Source organism: Lactobacillus crispatus (assembly GCF_018987235.1).
Taxonomy (GTDB): Bacteria; Bacillota; Bacilli; order Lactobacillales; family Lactobacillaceae; genus Lactobacillus; species Lactobacillus crispatus.
The window spans coordinates 118,454-135,325 of sequence record NZ_CP072197.1 but is presented as its reverse complement, the minus strand read 5'-3'; the positions used below and the strand labels follow the sequence as shown (position 1 = coordinate 135,325).

The 16,872-nt window shown below is 36.6% G+C and carries 15 protein-coding genes, 1 pseudogene and 1 riboswitch; of the genes and pseudogenes, 7 read left to right on the top strand and 9 right to left on the bottom strand.

The annotated features are described in order from the left end of the window. The first annotated feature begins 99 nt into the window (after positions 1–99). Positions 100–273, top strand: a riboswitch (Lysine riboswitch). A 110-nt stretch (positions 274–383) separates the two neighbouring features. The 3 genes from J6L97_RS00655 to J6L97_RS00645 all read left to right on the top strand — a co-directional run bounded on the left by J6L97_RS00655 (position 384) and on the right by J6L97_RS00645 (position 3,753). Continuing rightward, positions 384–1,997, top strand: a complete 1,614-nt coding sequence (locus J6L97_RS00655) for an ABC transporter substrate-binding protein/permease (protein ID WP_057726604.1) — start codon at positions 384–386, stop codon at positions 1,995–1,997. Continuing rightward, positions 1,997–2,752 carry an amino acid ABC transporter ATP-binding protein gene (locus J6L97_RS00650; protein ID WP_054832782.1) on the top strand — a complete coding sequence of 252 codons (756 nt, stop codon included), beginning with the start codon at positions 1,997–1,999 and terminating at the stop codon, positions 2,750–2,752. The genes J6L97_RS00655 and J6L97_RS00650 overlap by 1 nt, the downstream gene beginning before the upstream one ends. Positions 2,753–2,835: 83 nt before the next feature. Beyond that, positions 2,836–3,753 (top strand): DUF805 domain-containing protein, encoded by a 918-nt coding sequence (locus tag J6L97_RS00645; protein WP_057726603.1) that lies wholly within the window; start codon positions 2,836–2,838, stop codon positions 3,751–3,753. 49 nt (positions 3,754–3,802) lie between these two features. Here J6L97_RS00645 and J6L97_RS00640 read toward each other — a convergent pair whose 3' ends face one another. The 8 genes from J6L97_RS00640 to J6L97_RS00605 form a co-directional block, all read right to left on the bottom strand. Next, positions 3,803–4,717: an HNH endonuclease gene (locus tag J6L97_RS00640; RefSeq protein WP_057726602.1), complete on the bottom strand. Its 915-nt coding sequence runs from the start codon at positions 4,715–4,717 to the stop codon at positions 3,803–3,805. Next, positions 4,718–5,362 (bottom strand): YfbR-like 5'-deoxynucleotidase, encoded by a 645-nt coding sequence (locus J6L97_RS00635; protein ID WP_013436958.1) that lies wholly within the window; start codon positions 5,360–5,362, stop codon positions 4,718–4,720. A gap of 85 nt (positions 5,363–5,447) precedes the next feature. Next, a complete protein-coding gene (locus J6L97_RS00630) occupies positions 5,448–6,551 on the bottom strand; it encodes a family 8 glycosyl hydrolase (RefSeq protein ID WP_035443002.1) in 1,104 nt (367 codons plus the stop codon). An 8-nt stretch (positions 6,552–6,559) separates the two neighbouring features. Then, complete coding sequence (locus J6L97_RS00625; RefSeq protein ID WP_057726601.1) at positions 6,560–7,867, bottom strand: glycosyltransferase family 2 protein; 1,308 nt, start codon at positions 7,865–7,867, stop codon at positions 6,560–6,562. 134 nt (positions 7,868–8,001) lie between these two features. After that, complete coding sequence (locus tag J6L97_RS00620; protein WP_057726600.1) at positions 8,002–8,868, bottom strand: hypothetical protein; 867 nt, start codon at positions 8,866–8,868, stop codon at positions 8,002–8,004. Positions 8,869–9,026: 158 nt separating this feature from the next. Then, positions 9,027–9,167, bottom strand: a complete 141-nt coding sequence (locus J6L97_RS00615; protein ID WP_003548644.1) for a hypothetical protein — start codon at positions 9,165–9,167, stop codon at positions 9,027–9,029. A gap of 71 nt (positions 9,168–9,238) precedes the next feature. Further along, positions 9,239–11,017: a glycerophosphoryl diester phosphodiesterase membrane domain-containing protein gene (locus J6L97_RS00610; RefSeq protein ID WP_057726599.1), complete on the bottom strand. Its 1,779-nt coding sequence runs from the start codon at positions 11,015–11,017 to the stop codon at positions 9,239–9,241. Between the two features lie 92 nt (positions 11,018–11,109). Continuing rightward, on the bottom strand, positions 11,110–11,514 hold the full coding sequence (locus J6L97_RS00605; RefSeq protein WP_013085651.1) for an iron-sulfur cluster biosynthesis family protein: 405 nt from the start codon (positions 11,512–11,514) through the stop codon (positions 11,110–11,112). Between the two features lie 199 nt (positions 11,515–11,713). Here J6L97_RS00605 and J6L97_RS00600 point away from each other — a divergent pair, with 199 nt between their 5' ends. From J6L97_RS00600 to htpX, 3 genes are all read left to right on the top strand, one after another. Further along, the gene (locus J6L97_RS00600; RefSeq protein ID WP_054832779.1) at positions 11,714–12,820 is read left to right on the top strand and encodes an SLC13 family permease; all 1,107 of its coding nucleotides are present in this window, start codon (positions 11,714–11,716) and stop codon (positions 12,818–12,820) included. 96 nt (positions 12,821–12,916) lie between these two features. Continuing rightward, positions 12,917–13,477 carry a LemA family protein gene (locus tag J6L97_RS00595; protein WP_057726598.1) on the top strand — a complete coding sequence of 187 codons (561 nt, stop codon included), beginning with the start codon at positions 12,917–12,919 and terminating at the stop codon, positions 13,475–13,477. An 18-nt stretch (positions 13,478–13,495) separates the two neighbouring features. After that, entirely contained in the window at positions 13,496–14,392 is an 897-nt protein-coding gene (gene htpX, locus J6L97_RS00590) for a zinc metalloprotease HtpX (protein ID WP_057726597.1), read from the top strand. 34 nt (positions 14,393–14,426) lie between these two features. On the opposite strand, the pseudogene J6L97_RS00585 reads toward htpX, so the two are convergent. After that, positions 14,427–15,363 (bottom strand): annotated as a pseudogene (locus J6L97_RS00585) (helix-turn-helix domain-containing protein). A gap of 156 nt (positions 15,364–15,519) precedes the next feature. On the opposite strand from J6L97_RS00585, the gene J6L97_RS00580 reads away from it, so the two are divergent. Continuing rightward, positions 15,520–16,872, top strand: a complete 1,353-nt coding sequence (locus J6L97_RS00580) for an ATP-binding cassette domain-containing protein (RefSeq protein ID WP_005720473.1) — start codon at positions 15,520–15,522, stop codon at positions 16,870–16,872.

Below are 16,872 nucleotides of genomic sequence, written 5' to 3'. Positions count from 1 at the left end.
TTTAAATCCGGGAAAAAGAGAAATTATGAAACTAATAATGGTTGGGCTTGACAAATTTAACTTTTTCTTCTAGTATTCTTCATTAGTTAAATATTTTTCCAATGCAATAGAGGTTGCGACAATCACAAGTTAAGTTTGAGTTCGCGAAAACAATGATAGTTAACTTAGGGTTGCCGCCGAAATAGATTTAATATTCGCGTGTTAATCTGTTGGGCTATAGAAGAATATTCTATAGACTGTCCTGGTTAGTCCCCAGGGAGCGCTATAAGATTTGGTTTAAACACTGATGATTATGACCCTCGCAATTCTTTGGAAGAGCGAGGTTTTTGTTTACTCTTTATTGTGTTGGCTTTATGTTAAAACTATTTTTGGAGGTTTTATAATTGAAGTCAAGATTTAGATGGATGGCTGTAATAATGTCTGTCCTACTCAGTTTATTTATCGGTTTTTCTCTTAGTAACAATCAGACTCAAGCTGCTAAGAAAGATTCTGGCACGTTAAAAATAGGTATGGAGGCAAACTATCCTCCATACAACTGGACTCAGCCAACCAAAGCTAATGGAGCTGTTCCAATTGATGGTTCTAACTCCTATGCTAATGGTTATGATGTTCAAATTGCCAAGATCATCGGTAAACGACTACACAAAAAAGTAATCGTAGAAAAGACTCAATGGGATGGCCTTTTACCAGCTTTAACTTCAGGTAAAATTGACTTAATTATTGCTGGTATGTCTCCTACTGCCGAAAGACGCAAGGCAATTAATTTCTCAGAACCTTATCGTAAAAGTACTTTCGTCGTAATTACTAATAAGGCAAGTAAATATTCTAATGCTAAGAAGTTGACTGATTTCAAAGGTGCCAAGTTAACCGCACAACAAGGAACTTTGCACTACGATTTAATCAAGCAATTAAAAGGTGCTAAAAGAGAACCAGCTATGCGTGACTTTTCAGCCATGCGTCAAAGTTTAGCTTCTGGCACCATTGATGGTTATGTTGCTGAAGATATTGAATTTGAAAGTTACCACAACGTTAACCCTAACATTATTGCAGTTAACTTAAACAAAATGGCTGGCTTCAAAGTTGACCATGACGATTCCGTAACTAGTATCGGGGTTAAAAAGGGTAATACCAAGCTTTTAAATGAAGTTAACGCTACTTTAAGAACTATTTCTAATAAAAAGCGTGATCAATTAATGTCACAAGCCATCAAGGAACAACCTAAGGCTGGTAACGAAACTAAGAAAGAAAACTGGCTAGTTACTACTTGGAAGCAATATGGTGGCATGATTATGTCAGGTATTGGCATGACCTTGCTTTTAGCTTTAGTTGGTACCATTGTTGGTTTCTTTATCGGCTTGCTTGTAGGAATTATTCGTACCATTCCTACTCCAACTACTCGCGGCAAGCGTTGGACTTTGAACGTAGTTAAGTGGTTATTATCTGTTTATGTAGAAATCTTCCGTGGTACACCAATGATGGTTCAAGCAGCCGTAATCTACTATGGTATTGCCCAATTCTGGCACTTGAATTTAAATAGAACTGTAGCTGCTTTGATTATTGTGTCAATTAACACTGGTGCTTACTTAGCTGAGGTTATCCGTGGTGGTATTATTTCAACTCCAGAAGGTCAATTCGAAGCAGCTAGTGCACTTGGTATGACCCACAACCAAAGAATGTGGCATATCATCTTGCCTCAAGCTATTAGAAACTGTTTACCATCAATCACCAACGAATTTATCGTTAACATCAAGGATACTTCAGTATTGAGTATCATCTCAGTTTCTGAATTGTTCTTTGTTGGTACAACTATTGCTAGTCAATCATTCAAGTTCTTCCCAACTTACTTAATGATTTCTGCAATTTACTTGATCTTAACCTTTACTATTACTAGAATCTTCAACTTTATCGAAAAGAGACTTGAAGGTAATAAGAATTACAACTTGATGGCTAACCAAGTCCAAGTTGGTACTCCAAAAGATGCGGAGGCAAATAATTAATGACTGAATCAAACGAAGTAATTTTAAGCTTAAAGCACATGCAAAAGTCTTATGGAAATCACCAAGTATTAAAGGATATTTCCTTTGACATCAATAAAGGCGAAATCGTAACGATCATTGGTCCTTCTGGTGGTGGTAAATCAACTACTTTGCGTTGTATCAACCTGCTTGAAGAACCAACTGGCGGCGAGATCGATTTTCACGGTGAAAATATCTTGCATCCCGGCTACAACCGTAACACCTTTAGATCAAAGGTCGGTATGGTTTTCCAGCAATTTGACTTATTTGAAAACAAAAACGTCTTAGAAAACTGTATGGTCGGTCAAGAATTAGTCTTGAAGCGTTCAAAAGACGAAGCACGCAAGATTGCCATGAAAAACCTAGAAAAGGTTGGTATGGATCCATTTATCAAGGCTAAACCACAACAATTATCTGGTGGTCAACAACAGCGTGTAGCTATTGCCCGTGCGATTTCAATGAATCCAGAAGTTTTATTGTTCGACGAACCAACTAGTGCCCTTGACCCAGAAATGGTTGGCGAAGTATTAGACGTTATGCAAAAGCTTGCTACAACCGGTTTGACGATGGTGATCGTTACCCACGAAATGGGCTTTGCCAAGAGCATTTCAGACCGTGTATTGTTCATCAGTGACGGTATCATTACTGAACAAGGTTCACCTGAAGAATTATTCGACCATCCTAAGAATGAAAAGACGCAAAAGTTCTTGAGCAACTTTAGAAATAATGAATTCTAATATCAAAAAAGCCGCGAAGTTTAATTGCTTCACGGCTTTTTTAGCGTATAATTTATAACAAATTAATTTTTGGAGGAAGTAAAATGAATGATAGAGTATATTATTTTATCAAGCCTTATGACGAAAGTCTGCCACTGCCGCCTGCAGAAAATTTTGCGCAAATTTTAAACGAAACCTACTTGCATCCCTTCAACTGGAAAGCAAGAACTACGCGTAAATCTTTCTGGTGGAGCACTTTGATTAATCTTGTTATCGGCATCTTATGCATCATTCTTGGTTTCTATGCTTTTAACCAAAACATCAACCCCGGTATTAGAATAGTCGATGGTATTGTTGCGGCTATTGTTTATCTGTGGCTATTTTTAGCTGCATTAGGACAAACGATCCGACGTTTGCACGATGTTGGCTACAGCGGCTATTGGTACTGGGCTGCCTTCACTGGTTATGGCGCAATGTTTTTATTTTATCTTGAATTGCAGCCATCTGTTCAACGCCAAGTTAAGTGGGGCAAATATTTCTTTAGTAATCAAGACTACCCTGCCGGCCATAAAGAAACAGTTCCTGTGCCAACTATTGGTCAAATTCTAAAAGAACACTTCTTTGATTGCTTCAAGTGGAATGCTAGATCAACTAGAACATCATTCTGGGTAGGAACAGCAATTAATCAAGTTACTTTAGGAATCGGCACTCTTTTCATCTATGCTTTTTCTGCTTTTTTCACGATTATTCCTGGCTGGCATCAAATGCCGCAAGCAATCGGTATTTTCTTTTTATGCTTTTTAATACTTTTACTGGTTATCCTTATTTGGTCATTTTTAGCTCAATTAGGACACACTGTTCGCCGCTTGCACGATGCAGGCTTTAACGGTGGCTGGTGGTGGTTAGGCATTGTTCCTTACGTGGGAGATTTACTTTTAGCCTTCTTATTATTCCACCCAACAGTTGACGCAGATAATAAGTGGAACAAGTATTTGTTTGATCCAGAAGACAGAATTAGATAATTATCAAAATAAGCCCGCTATTCAGAAATGAACAGCGGACTTTTGATTTTTAAACAATATCTTTCTGAGCCTTAATCCGAGCTAATTTCCAGCCCGTATCAAAATACGTCTTGCGCGTTTGACGCAAATCATCATAATCACTTTGTAAACTATCAATAGCATCCTGTAAGCTCTTATTTTGCTTTCTAATCGCATTTAGCTCAGGATCATTGACCACACCCTTAAGGTGTACTTGAGCCGCTAAATAGCGCCGACGATGCTCAAATTCTTCTCTCAAAGTACCCAGCGCATCTTCATACTTAACTAGCTTTTTATTGATCTCAGAAATTTGATCATTCAGTTGAATAAACAACTTATAAGGCATATCCGACTTAATTCGGTTGCATTCCGCACAAGCTAAAGTTAAATTATCTAAGCTGTTGTTGTGACTAAGAGAAACGGGATCCTTATGATCTACGCTGTGGCCACGTCTGCCGCAATATTGGCAGCGGTATTTATACTTGGCCCGAATGCGTTCACGATCAATAAAATCAACTTCGTTTAACTGGAAATTGATCTCCAAACCCATTCCCTTTAAATTTTGCTCAAAAGTTACGCCTTGGTTAGGCACATAATTAAGCTTGCCATCTTCGCTTTTAATTACCGCCAAATTCAAATCAGACCTTTTAATCTGTTGGCGGGCGATTTCATTGCCATCATAATCTTGTAAAAAGGCCTCGTATTTTTTACGGTCCTTTTTATTTTTCACAATAAAACCTGATTGATCTTGTTTCTTTGCACCGACAAACGTGTAAAGCAAGCTTTGAGCAAAAGCTGCGACCGCATCATTTGCGTAATCTTCTGGATTCAGGTTGCGCGTGATACAAATATCGCAAATACTGGTCAACTTAGGATTCATTAACCCCTCTTGCTTAAAATGCAAAGAGTCCATGCGCAGCCCGCATGAACTACATTGAAATTTCACCTAATCATCCCCTAACAATAGAATGCTAAAAGCTATTCGTTGCATCTTATCCTTTCCCGCGAAATCACCTTTAAAAAGATCTGGCAAAATTTTCTTAATAAAGTATTGTACGCAAACTAAATCGTCGAACTTCTTGATCGTTTCAAGACTTTCCTTGAACATTTGCATATAAACCGGGTTAGGATTACCTAATTCGATTTCTCCATAAGCTTCATATAACAAATCTAATTTATCACAGATTGATAAAATTTTACCCTCTAAAGTATCATCTTTGCCTTCTGAGAGACGTTTAGTATAAATTTCTTGAAATTCTTCTGGAATCTCATCCTTAATGAACTTAGTGGTCATTGTTTCTTCAACGTCACCAATCATCTTTCTAAGTTGAGGAGTAGCGTATTTAACAGGTGTCTTAATATCACCGATGAAACGTTCAGTATAATCGTGATTCAAGCTCTTTTCATATAAAGCCTTCCAATTGATCTTCTTATTACCGTGAACTTCTTCGATATCACCCATCATTTGTGCGAGTTCAGCTGTTCTGAAACAGTGATCAGCTACTGAGTGGTGGTGGTACTTGAAGTAACCTGGTGCACGATCGATTGACTCTAAACTATTAAATCCTTGAATGTATGCATTTAATCCCATTTTTTGTCCTCCTCATTTTCCTTAAAATTTTTACTATGTTATCAAAGATTGATTTTCAATGCAAATAAAAAGAGGCCTTTGCCTCTTAAAATCTATGCGCCGGTGTCAGTATCGTTGCCATCGTCGTTAGTGCTGCATCATAGTAATTATTTTTAGGTAATTTTTTAGCAAAAATATATTGCTGCGAAGCAAACAAATTATCATAGCCTTGATTGCGATTTTCATTCACCGCAATATAAATTGGCGCGCTAAAGCTAGCTGATTGATAATTATTGACTGGCTTGCCTTTTAAAGTATAGCCTGCTGTAATTGTATTTTGCTTGCTAAAAAATTTAAGCAAGCGATGTACAGTATTCTTTGCTAATTTATCCTTACTAAATGCTAAATCCATTGGCACCCGGCAAGCATTGGCATAATAATCACCATCATATCGATCAGTGGTAACCCTTCCTTTAACTGGCTTAGCATCTTTTGATGTCAGCCAGGCAAAGTCTGGAACTAGGCCACTCTTATGCTGGTGACTCAACTGATTGAGCCGCTTGAGCATTGTTTTTTTAATTAAGAGCCACCGCGAATCATTGCTTTCACGATAAAATTGATCAAACATTGTCGGCAATACATCTGAAGTCCGCATTAAATTATAATACTTCGACTTAGAATCGGCCCAATTGCCCACCGTTAAAGCGTGCGTTGTCGGATTATATTCATAACGCAAAATATCGGCAATTAATTTTTGCCCTTGCCGCTGATATGCTGGGTTTTTCCATCTTTTAGCCGCTAAAAACAAAGCTTTAGCAATAAATAAGTCCCCATCAGTAGCGCTATTGCGTTCACTGCTCCATTTTCCATTTTTCTTTGTTTGCCGCCAAGCCATCAATTGCGTATTACGATCCCGGTGTTTTAAATAATACTGCACTAGCTTAGCAAAGTTGCTTTCTTTAACTGCTGGATCATGCGCCGCAATAAACATCCCATATCCTTGGCCTTCAGATAAAACCGTCACTTGTTCCTGCTTAGGCGTGGTATTAATATAGGCAAGATTCTTTTCTTCAACTACATAATTTTTATGCCAAGAATGTAGAAAAAAATTACGCACCGCTGAATTATTATCTGCTCTGATATAGATCATAATACCGGTAAATGCAATCGTTACGAGTAAAAATCCTAGTAGCATCCATCTTTTTTTCATCTCATCACCTAATCCGCAAATCTCTTAGTCTTAACCCATTTAGTACTATCACGATGAAAAACGCGATCTAGCATTACTGAAGTAACCGCATGAATTGATACAATGATGAACAATTGCGAATAAGTAAAATATGATGCTAAGGCTAGCCAAATCTGTTCGTCAGTTGCCTGCCCATATTGCGTAGTCATCGCTAGGTTAATTTGCAAAATATAAAGCAAAACCATCAATAGCCAATTAAAGAGCAGAATTTGAGCTAATAAAATATTACTCCGCGAAATTGTAAATGGTATTACTACTGCAGGATTCCAAAGATGGACGATTAAGGCAATCAAATTAGAAAAAAAGATCAGATCTGATAAAACAATCGCCAAATTAAACCAGAAAAAAGTGCAGGAATAATAGACAGTCTCTAATTTAACCCGCCAGTTGCTTTTATCAAAAAGATGGCAAAAATTATTGATCACTACTTCATAGTTACCTTTAGCCCAACGCAAGCGCTGGAAATAATAATCTTTTAAGCTTTCCGGTTCTTGCTGGAAGGCTTCAGAATTATAGGCTAAGGCAATCAAACTACCTGAGCCCATAATTTTAAAAGAAATATCAGTATCTTCGGTCAAAGCGCCATTGCGCCAGCCGCCAATTGATCTGACATAATCAGTATTAATAATAAAGTTAGTCCCTGGAATACGACCAATCTTAAATAATTGCCAGATACCGCAGTGTTGAATTCGCTGGGTAACAACAATTTCCTGATTGATACACTTAGTTAAAAAATTCTGCCGCGCATTTCTCGTCTTATTGCGACCAAAAGCAGCCTTATATCTCACCGGATTTTCCAAAATCTTTTTAATTAAAAAATACAAAGCATTTTCTTCTGGCATGGCATCTGCATCATATACACCAAGGTATTCTCCTTGGGCAATCTTCAAAGCATCATTTAATACACCAGCTTTGCCACCACTACCTGTTCGTTCAATTACTTGAACATTGATTTTCCGTTCAGGATATTGCTTGATTATTTCCCGGGCAATTTTAGCAGTATCATCAGTACAATTATCAGCATAGATTAAAATTTGTAACTTATCAGCCGGATAATTCAAATTTAAAATTGCCTGCGTAGTTTTACTAATAACTAATTCTTCATTATGAGCTGGTACAACTAACGTAACTTTTGGGTAACGCTTAAGTGGCGTGATTTTAACTAAGAGCTTGCTGTGCTTTAACCAAAAGAAAACTGCACCACTTAAGGTAACTAGAGACATCAACAAAGAAAGCCAAATCGAGATTAACGTTAAAATTTGTAATGCTTCACTCATTTTTCGTCTTTTTTCCTTTTTTATTGATTACCGTATTTTCAACATTAAAGTAAATGACAAACGCACAAATAAACATAACTATGAAAGCAAGTAAAAAGATGCCTGAAATGCTTAAAGCTAAGAAATAAAACCAATTAGTCATTTGCTTCAGCCTTTAAATATTCAACAATTAAGTCAGTTTCCAATTCGCGGTCCAAATGTTTTACAATCACATTTGGATCTGTAAAACGATCCACGTTTGTTTCATCAATTCGCTGACTCGTCCATTTCAAGCCTCCGGGAAGATCATCTTGCACTTTTTTTAATTCCGCAATTGTCTCCTGATTAATCTGCTTGATAATGTCATCTCTTAATTCAGGCGAAATAATAAAAAAAGTGGCATCTCCTAAATAAAAGAGTTCCTCAGCTGCTAATCTTCTCTTTTTTAAGATATCAGCTAATTTTTCTAAATACTGCGCGTGCTCTTCTGGATGAAGTTGAGCAAACTGTTCGTGGTTAGCCCAACGCAACATTGATACATGCATCCATAAATGTAATTGTGGCCGTTCTTTAATATTACTAATTACTTTTGAATAAATTTTATTAGCAGTGTAACATGTATGCATTTTTAGAGTGCCATTGTAGCGTTTAAGGTAATTGCGAATATCTTGCCGATTTTTACTAATAAAACGCCAATCTAGGACATAATAGCGCAACACCGTTAAAAGCCCTGCCTCTATCGGAAAAGCTACCACTAAAAACCACTTTGCTTCTGTAGGAATTACAACATATCCCAGCACTAAAAAGCCCGCTGCAATCGTCGTTAACAAAATTATCAGCCAGCTAACCATTATATTAGGCAACAATAATCCCGTCATAATAGCTAAAATTAGAATTAAAAATAAGCCATTGACTATATTTGCCGAATATTCTTCCACTTGAAAAACAGCAATTACTGGAAAAAGTATTGCTGCAACGAGATCTAAATAGATCAAAATATTGTATTTATTATTCTTATTCATATATCTAACTATCTATATCCTATATATTATCTATAAAAACCTAAGTTAAATTATATTCAAAAATCTTTTTATGTCCATGTGCTAAATTAATTTTTTCAGTAAGCACAAAAAAAGCTAGAAGCGTCAGCTCCTAGCTTTTATTTCAATATTATTAAAGACTACTTGTTTTCGTCTTTTGCGGCCTTGTTCAAGAAAGCAACAACTGCTGCTACGTGAGCAACACGCTTCTTTGCGTTTCTCTTGTTCTTAGGTCTTTGGTTTGGTTCACAACCAGTGTTGTAATTTTCACCTTTACGCATATGCTATACTTCCTTTCAGATTTTCGAAAATCTAGTATAGTTTACCATGTTCAGCCCTTCAGATCAAGTCTTCATGCAGACTCAAAATTTTTCGACAGATGCAGGACAACAATATAATTTAAGATTCGCGTAGCATAACTAGCATCCTTTTGGAAACTTTTAATTGCCTTTTTAGCTAAATCAACTCGATCAGTAATTAAGCCATCAACTTGTTGATACATCATCTTCTTCATTAATTTTTCGTCATTAACTGTCCAGGCATAAACAGGACGATCCTGCAAATGGGCTTGCCAAATAAAGTCTGAATTCAAGGTAGAATATTCCATTGAATATCCACTAGCAACACTTTGCGGATAAGTAAAATTATAAGGTTGAATGTAAAAGACAACCAAACGTGGATTAATTAAGTGCAGTCCTTCAACCACGCGATAGTCGAGTGATTGTACTTGATACGCATTTTTAAGAATCGTTTTGCCATATTTTTGATTAAAGCGCTGCAGCATTTTCTTCGAATCTTTAGCCGTCGTTTTAATTTCAATTAGCAATTTTTGATGCAGTCTTTTGGCTTCCTCAAGATATTGATCAAAGCTAACTAACTTAGCATGATAGCCGTCTTCTTTGGCAGTTAACTTTTCTAATTGCCGTAAAGTTAAATCATTCGGGGCTTTATTAACTCCCGTTAGCTTCAATAAATTCTCATCATGAATTACGATAAATTTTTTATCCTTAGTTTCATGAACATCAATTTCAACGTAGTCTGGCTTTTCTTTAGCCGTTTTTCTTAATGACTGTAACGTGTTTTGTACGCCATTTTTATCATCAACGCCGCGATGAGAAATAATTACTGGCGCTTTAGCATTTACACTAGTCAAATATAAATAATTGGTGGATATTGCATTAATCATTACTAGTACAAACACAACTAATGTACTTAGAATTATCTTTTTAGTTTTACCTGTTTGACTTATCTTTTCTTGCCTTAAAGCTTTCAAAATAATAGATAAGCCCAGTACACTAACATAGACTAACGCTACTTCACTAATAATTTGAACAAGCGAAAGATTGACAATGGCTAAAATTAACGGACATTTCCCAGGTAATAAATCAACTAATAGCTGCAGGCAATACATTGCTAAATAGAAAATTGTCATGACTGCTGCAGATAAAACGGCTAAAATAATAATCCTCCGGCAAATCGTCCGCCAACGGTAGTGCGCCGTTAATCGCCAACTTCTTTTCACTGCTTGCGCTGACTTTAAGTGGTCAAAAACGATGATGGGTAAAGCAAATACTAGCCTTGCACCAAGGATCAAAGCGGCTAAATAAAACGCAATCAAAACGGCTAACAAGATTGGCGTTCTCGTCAGATAATCCAAGATAAATTCTGAAATCTGCACTTTGCTTAAAAGTGGTGTTCTAAAGATGACATCGGCTAACGGTACTACCAATAAAAAATAGAGCATCAAAATAAAAAACGTGCCTAAACGAATTTTTTTGATATTTTGCCAAGTTTGAATAAAACTATTTTTCCACGTAAAAACTTGATGCTTAATATCCCAAACGCCATGAAGTAAATAAGCTAATTGCGCATACAAGATTACTAATAAAAGCAGCAACTCAATTATCAAAATTAAAAAGGCAACCGTATGCGTCGTAATGATCGTCACTACATTTTGATAAGATACGAACGGAATAGCACTAGCCTGCAAAACAAAGGTTGTAATATAGCGAAAAAGTGGAATAACAATAAATTGATTAAATAAACTTAATCCCATAAAAAGTAGCAGATACCGCAGCCAATTTTGGCAAAATTCACGACTACCTGCTTTTATTTCTTTGACAAAAGTCATTGTTCTTCCCCCCTTACATTGAAATCACTTTCTTAATTCTATACTAAAAAAGGACGAGGTCATTCCCTCGTCCCTATGATTAATTTTATTTTTTAACATTGACCGCCGTTTTTTAGATCATCAGCAGTAATTGCTTCAGGTTCATATTGGGTAACGGTCATCCCACCATCAATAATGCCGCTGTCTGAAGATAAACTCAAAGTTGAGTTGCGCGCATTTACCACTAGACCTGGTTCAAAGAAAGTTGTTTCCGGCTGAGCAGTATACAAGTCAAGACCAGCATTATTTTCGATTGAAATATTATACTTAGGATCTTTTTCAGCAAGGATTACAAACTGGAAGCTGTCGCCAATAGTACAAGTGCCGCCTTTTTTAGAATACTTGGTTGAACCATCATCTAAAGCCAAGATAACAATTTGGTGATCTGCATCCATCTTGCTTTTAATAATTTCTGCAGCATCTGGTTTAATATTGATTGAAATTGCATTCTCTGTCATTTTGTTTCCTCGTTTCAATCTAAATTTTATTAACTTACTTATTTAAGTATAGCACGACTAGTTCCAACTAACTAAAAATATGCTCGAAAATGCCGCTAATCTTGATATTTTTTTAATTTATCATTGCATGCAATCACAAAAAGGCTCAAAATGGTACATAGGGTTTTTAGACGATTGTAATACGTAAGGGGGACCTTTTATGACCGTCTTAAAGAATATTGCTAAAGATAGAATTTTACAGATTACTGTGATCATTACAGTAGTCAGTCTTTTTTTTGCCAGACCGCGGTTTGCGGATATTAATTTCCATACATTATGGTCCGTTGCCGCGATGTTAACGATTATCCAGATCTATGCCTACTTGCACGTTCTGGACGTTTTGGCATACAAGCTTACAAGCATTGCCGACAACACACGTAAGCTGAACACGCTGTTTTCGTTGTTGGCTGTTATTTCAGGGATGTTTTTAGGTAATGACATTACTGCATTAACCTTGATCCCATTGTATTTAAATATTGCTAAACGTTATAAATTGCCGCAGATTTTACCTGTTACCTTAATCGGAATGGGCGCAAACATCGGAGCAGCGTTTACGCCTTGGGGCAACCCCCACAATATTTTCTTAGTCAGCCGCTTTGATGTCAGCCCATTAAAATTTTTCGAATGGTCTGTACCTTATCTAGTAGTTTCAATGCTAATCATGGGATTAGTCTTTCTGTTTATTCCTAAAGAAGAAATTCCGGTGCAAAAAGCTGAGCCAATCAAGATCAGCTGGCGCCCGACGCTGATAACTACTGCTGTCTTTATTTTCTTCTTCTTTGGTGTTTTCAGAACCATTGATATTATTTGGCCAATGTTGGCATCAATCGCATTAGCCCTCGCAATTAATCCTCGGATTATGCTTAAAATTGACTACGCCTTACTTCTTACCTTTACTGGTTTCTTCATCTTCATCAGCGATATCCAACAAATCCCTGTTATTGTAAATCTAATCCATGGTACTGTTTATTCCGAAATTTCAACTTACTTCGCTTCAATTATCTCCAGTCAGGTAATGAGTAACGTACCATCAACCATTTTAGTTGGTAAATTTACTACTTATGCTCAAGCATTATTCTTGGGTTCAAACATTGGTGGTTTTGGTTCAGCTATTGGCTCAATGGCCAATATGTTAGTTCTTAAGACTTTCAATCAACACGGCAGCGTAAGCAAGAAGAAATTTTTCATTCAATGGACCATTATGCAGTTTGCTGGTTTGATTATTTTAACTGCAGTCGGATTATTACTATTAATCTTCAGAATTTAATATTTTTTGTTAAGAATGTCGCTTTGGCATTCTTTTTCATTGCCCAAGAAATTCGAAAACGATAAAATTAAATAAATATTTATGGAGGAAAAAACTATGTCACCATTAATTTGGATCATTATCGCCATTATTGTTTTAATCGTGGCTATTTATATCGTAACTTATAACGGTTTGCAAAGAGCAAAAGTCTACGCCGAAGAAGCTTGGAGTCAAATTGACGTTCAACTTAAGCGTCGGAATGACTTAATTCCTAACTTGGTTGAAACCACCAAGGGCTATGCCAAGCATGAAAAATCAACTTTTGAGGAAGTAGTCAACTTGCGTAATCAATTGGTTAACGTGCCTCAAGGCAACCATGAAGAAGCAATGAAGCTTTCTAACCAAATTACCGATTCTTTGAAGTCAATTTTTGCCTTGGCTGAAGCCTACCCAGACTTGAAAGCTAACCAAAACTTCTTGAAACTACAAGAAGAATTGACTAACACAGAAAACAAGATTGCTTACTCGCGTCAGCTTTACAACTCAACTGTAGCAACATATGATCAAAAATTGCTTACTTTCCCATCCAACATTGTTGCCAAGTGGCACCACTTTACTAAGATTAACTACTTAGAAACTCCTAGTGAAGAAAAGAGTGTGCCTCAAGTTAAGTTTTAATTTTAAGGAAGTTTAACCATGCTTTACCAACAAATTGCCCGTAATAAGCGCAAAACAGCGTTAATTATGTTCATCTTTTTGGTGATCTTAGGTTTAGTTGGTGCGGGAATCGGTTATCTTTGGATCAACAATCCCACTAGCGGAATTATCATTGCCTTGATCGGTAGTTTGATCTACTTGTTTATTATGTGGCAGAATCCAGCCAATATGATTATGAGCTTGAATCATGCGCAAGAAATCCATGAGGCTGATAATCCCGAATTGTGGCATATTGTAGAAGATATGGCCATGGTAGCTCAGGTCCCAATGCCCCGGGTCTATATTATTCCTGACCCCAGCCCCAATGCCTTTGCGACTGGGCGAGACCCTGAACATAGTGCAGTAGCAGTTACTCAAGGAATCTTGGAACTACTTGATCGAGAAGAACTCGAAGGCGTCTTAGGACATGAATTATCACACGTGAAAAACTACGATATCCTATTATCAACGATTGCCGTAGTATTAGTTGGCGTCATTTCTTTTATCTCTAATATGGCATCCAACATTTGGTTCTGGGGCGGCGTGCGTAGTGATGACGATGACGACCGTGACAGCAATGCTTTAGCCATGATTTTTAAAGTGGTTGCTTTGGTCTTTGTGTTGATCTTAGGCCCACTTTCTGCATCCCTAGCCCAAATGGCTTTATCGCGTAACCGTGAATACCTAGCTGATGCATCTTCAGTTAAATTAACGCGTAACCCGCAAGGGCTAATTTCTGCTTTGCGCAAAATTGAAAATAGTCAGCCAATGAAAGTTGCTGACAGAAGTAGTGCCGGTTTATATATTGAAAATCCATTTCACAATCACGGTTTGACGCACTTGTTCGATACTCACCCACCAACAGCAGACCGCATTAAACGCTTAGAAAATATGTAAAAAATAATCTGGAACTTTCGTCCAGATTATTTTTTTACTTCAAATTTATATTTGCTTGTCTAAACAATTCTGCCCGCATCGCTGCTGGTGTTATGTGGTAGTATTGATTAAATTTCTTATAAAAGAAAGACTTACTCGAATATCCGACTCGACCAATAATCTCTCTAAGTGAAATATCAGGCTGAGCCAGCAATTCACGCGCTTCTTGCATTCTTCGATCATCCACGTGATCCACAAAACTCTTGCCAGTCTTAGCCTTAACCATATTAGAGAAATAATTAGGATTGAAGCCAAAGTATTTTGCAGCGTCAGATAAAGAGACATCGGCAAAATGAAGATCGATGTAATTATCTAAGGTCTTCTTTTCAAACTTAGTTTTATCCAAACTAGTCGGTGTTGCCATGCGCTGAGTTCTAATTGAAATAATCAACATAGTGGTCAACTCAGCCTGAATTAAAGCTTTAGTAAACAAATCATTATTCAAATAACCGCCAATAATATGTTGCATCACTTGAGAAGCACGAGTAATTTGATTATTTTTTAGCCAAAGAACATGTTCATTTTCTAAGCTATCAACGATTTGCTCAATAACTTTAACCTCACGTTCTCCCTTACAGCTAAAATCTTTAAAATACTTGCGATATAGAAATCCACGCTTAAACTTCAACTTTATCAGTACCGTATCAGGTTTTTGACTTAAAATCTCATACTTGCAACCTTCAGTCAGTAGCAAAACATTCCCAGACTTCATTTGAATGATCTTTTCACCACTCTTAATTGTCACAGTACCCTTAGCAATATATAAAATCGTTGAAACATCCATCCGATAGCGATGAATACCAGTATTATGATTTTCAAGGTAGATAGTAATCAAAATCTGGATTACCAGCTTCCAACTTTATTTCATTCTTATCTGTTGAATTTGACTTTAATACACTTGCCAGATATTGGTCCAAAGCAACAGCTGCCATATGTCCACCTTCCTTAAATTAAATAAAATATGGTAACACTATAATTACATTATAAATCAAAACTTTATTTAGTATTAAGTATTATTTATGATTTGTTCTACTTATAACAAACTTTACCTGTAGACAGTCCCCAAAGCATCTTGTACAATCAAGCTTATGAAAGTAACCGTTAACAATCTTACTTTTTCTTATGAAAAAGAACCTATTATCAATCATCTAAATATTGAAATTCCCCATGGTTTTTCTCTGTTAATTGGACCGACCGGCTGCGGTAAATCTACCTTACTCAAAATTATCGCTGGTTTGTATCCCAAATATGCAGGGCGACTAACAGGTATGGTGGACCTGCACGGACAAAAGGCGGCAATGATGTTCCAAAACGCGGCTGAACAGTTTACAATGCCAACTCCACGTGAAGAAATTGTCTTTGCTTTAGAAAATTTACAGTTAGATGAAGGTGAGTATCAAACACGACTAGATCAGGCAACAGCTTTCACCCAAATTGCAGACCTTCTCGATCAAAAGATTAATACTCTATCAGGCGGTCAGCAACAACGAGTTGCTTTAGCTGTCTTAATAGCTATGGATGTAGATTTATTGCTCTTAGATGAACCGTTTGCCAGTTGTGATCCTAAGACACGTGCTTTTTTGATTAAAAAATTAGCGATTTTAGCTCACAACGGAAAAACTATTATTTTAAGTGACCACGTTTTAGACGATTATGAACCTGTCTGCGACCATCTTTTTGAGTTTACAAATAATCAAGAAGTTATTGAATTAAATGCTAGCAAAAAAATAGCCTTATTTGAACAAAATAAAAAATTGCATGAGCGACATTATCATTTTGTCTTACCTAATAGTGAGCCTATTTTCACTTTAAAACAAGTCCAAATTAGACAAAACAAGCTTTTGCTTAAGCAAAATGAGCTAAATTTGCATTCTGGCACTACCCTAATTACTGGTGCTAATGGTGTTGGCAAGACGTCTTTATTTAAAGTAATGACCAAAATGATTCCGTATACTGGTAATTTTGCTTATTTAAATAAGGAAATCGCTCAAATCTCAGCTAGAAAATATTTAACACAAGTAGCTCAAATTTTTCAAAAAGCAAGCGACCAATTTTTAGCTGTGACTGTCAAAGATGAACTAGAATTAAGTAAAAAGGATAGAAATTTATTTTTTACTGAAGAAAAGGTCAATGAATGGCTAGATAAATTGGGTTTAGCCAAACACTTAGACCAAGTTGTTTATTCTCTCTCAGGTGGCCAACAGAAGAAATTACAGATTCTATTAATGCTAATGACTAAGCATCAGGTTTTATTAATTGATGAACCGCTCAGTGGACTTGACCATAACTCGGTCAAACTCGTTTTAGAATTAATGCGAGAAAGCCAGCAAAAGCTCCACCAGACGTTTTTTATCATTAGCCATCAGATAGACGAGCTAGCTGAATTTTGCGATTACCACCTGATTTTTGCGGATCAGCGCTTAAAATATGTAGAAAGATAA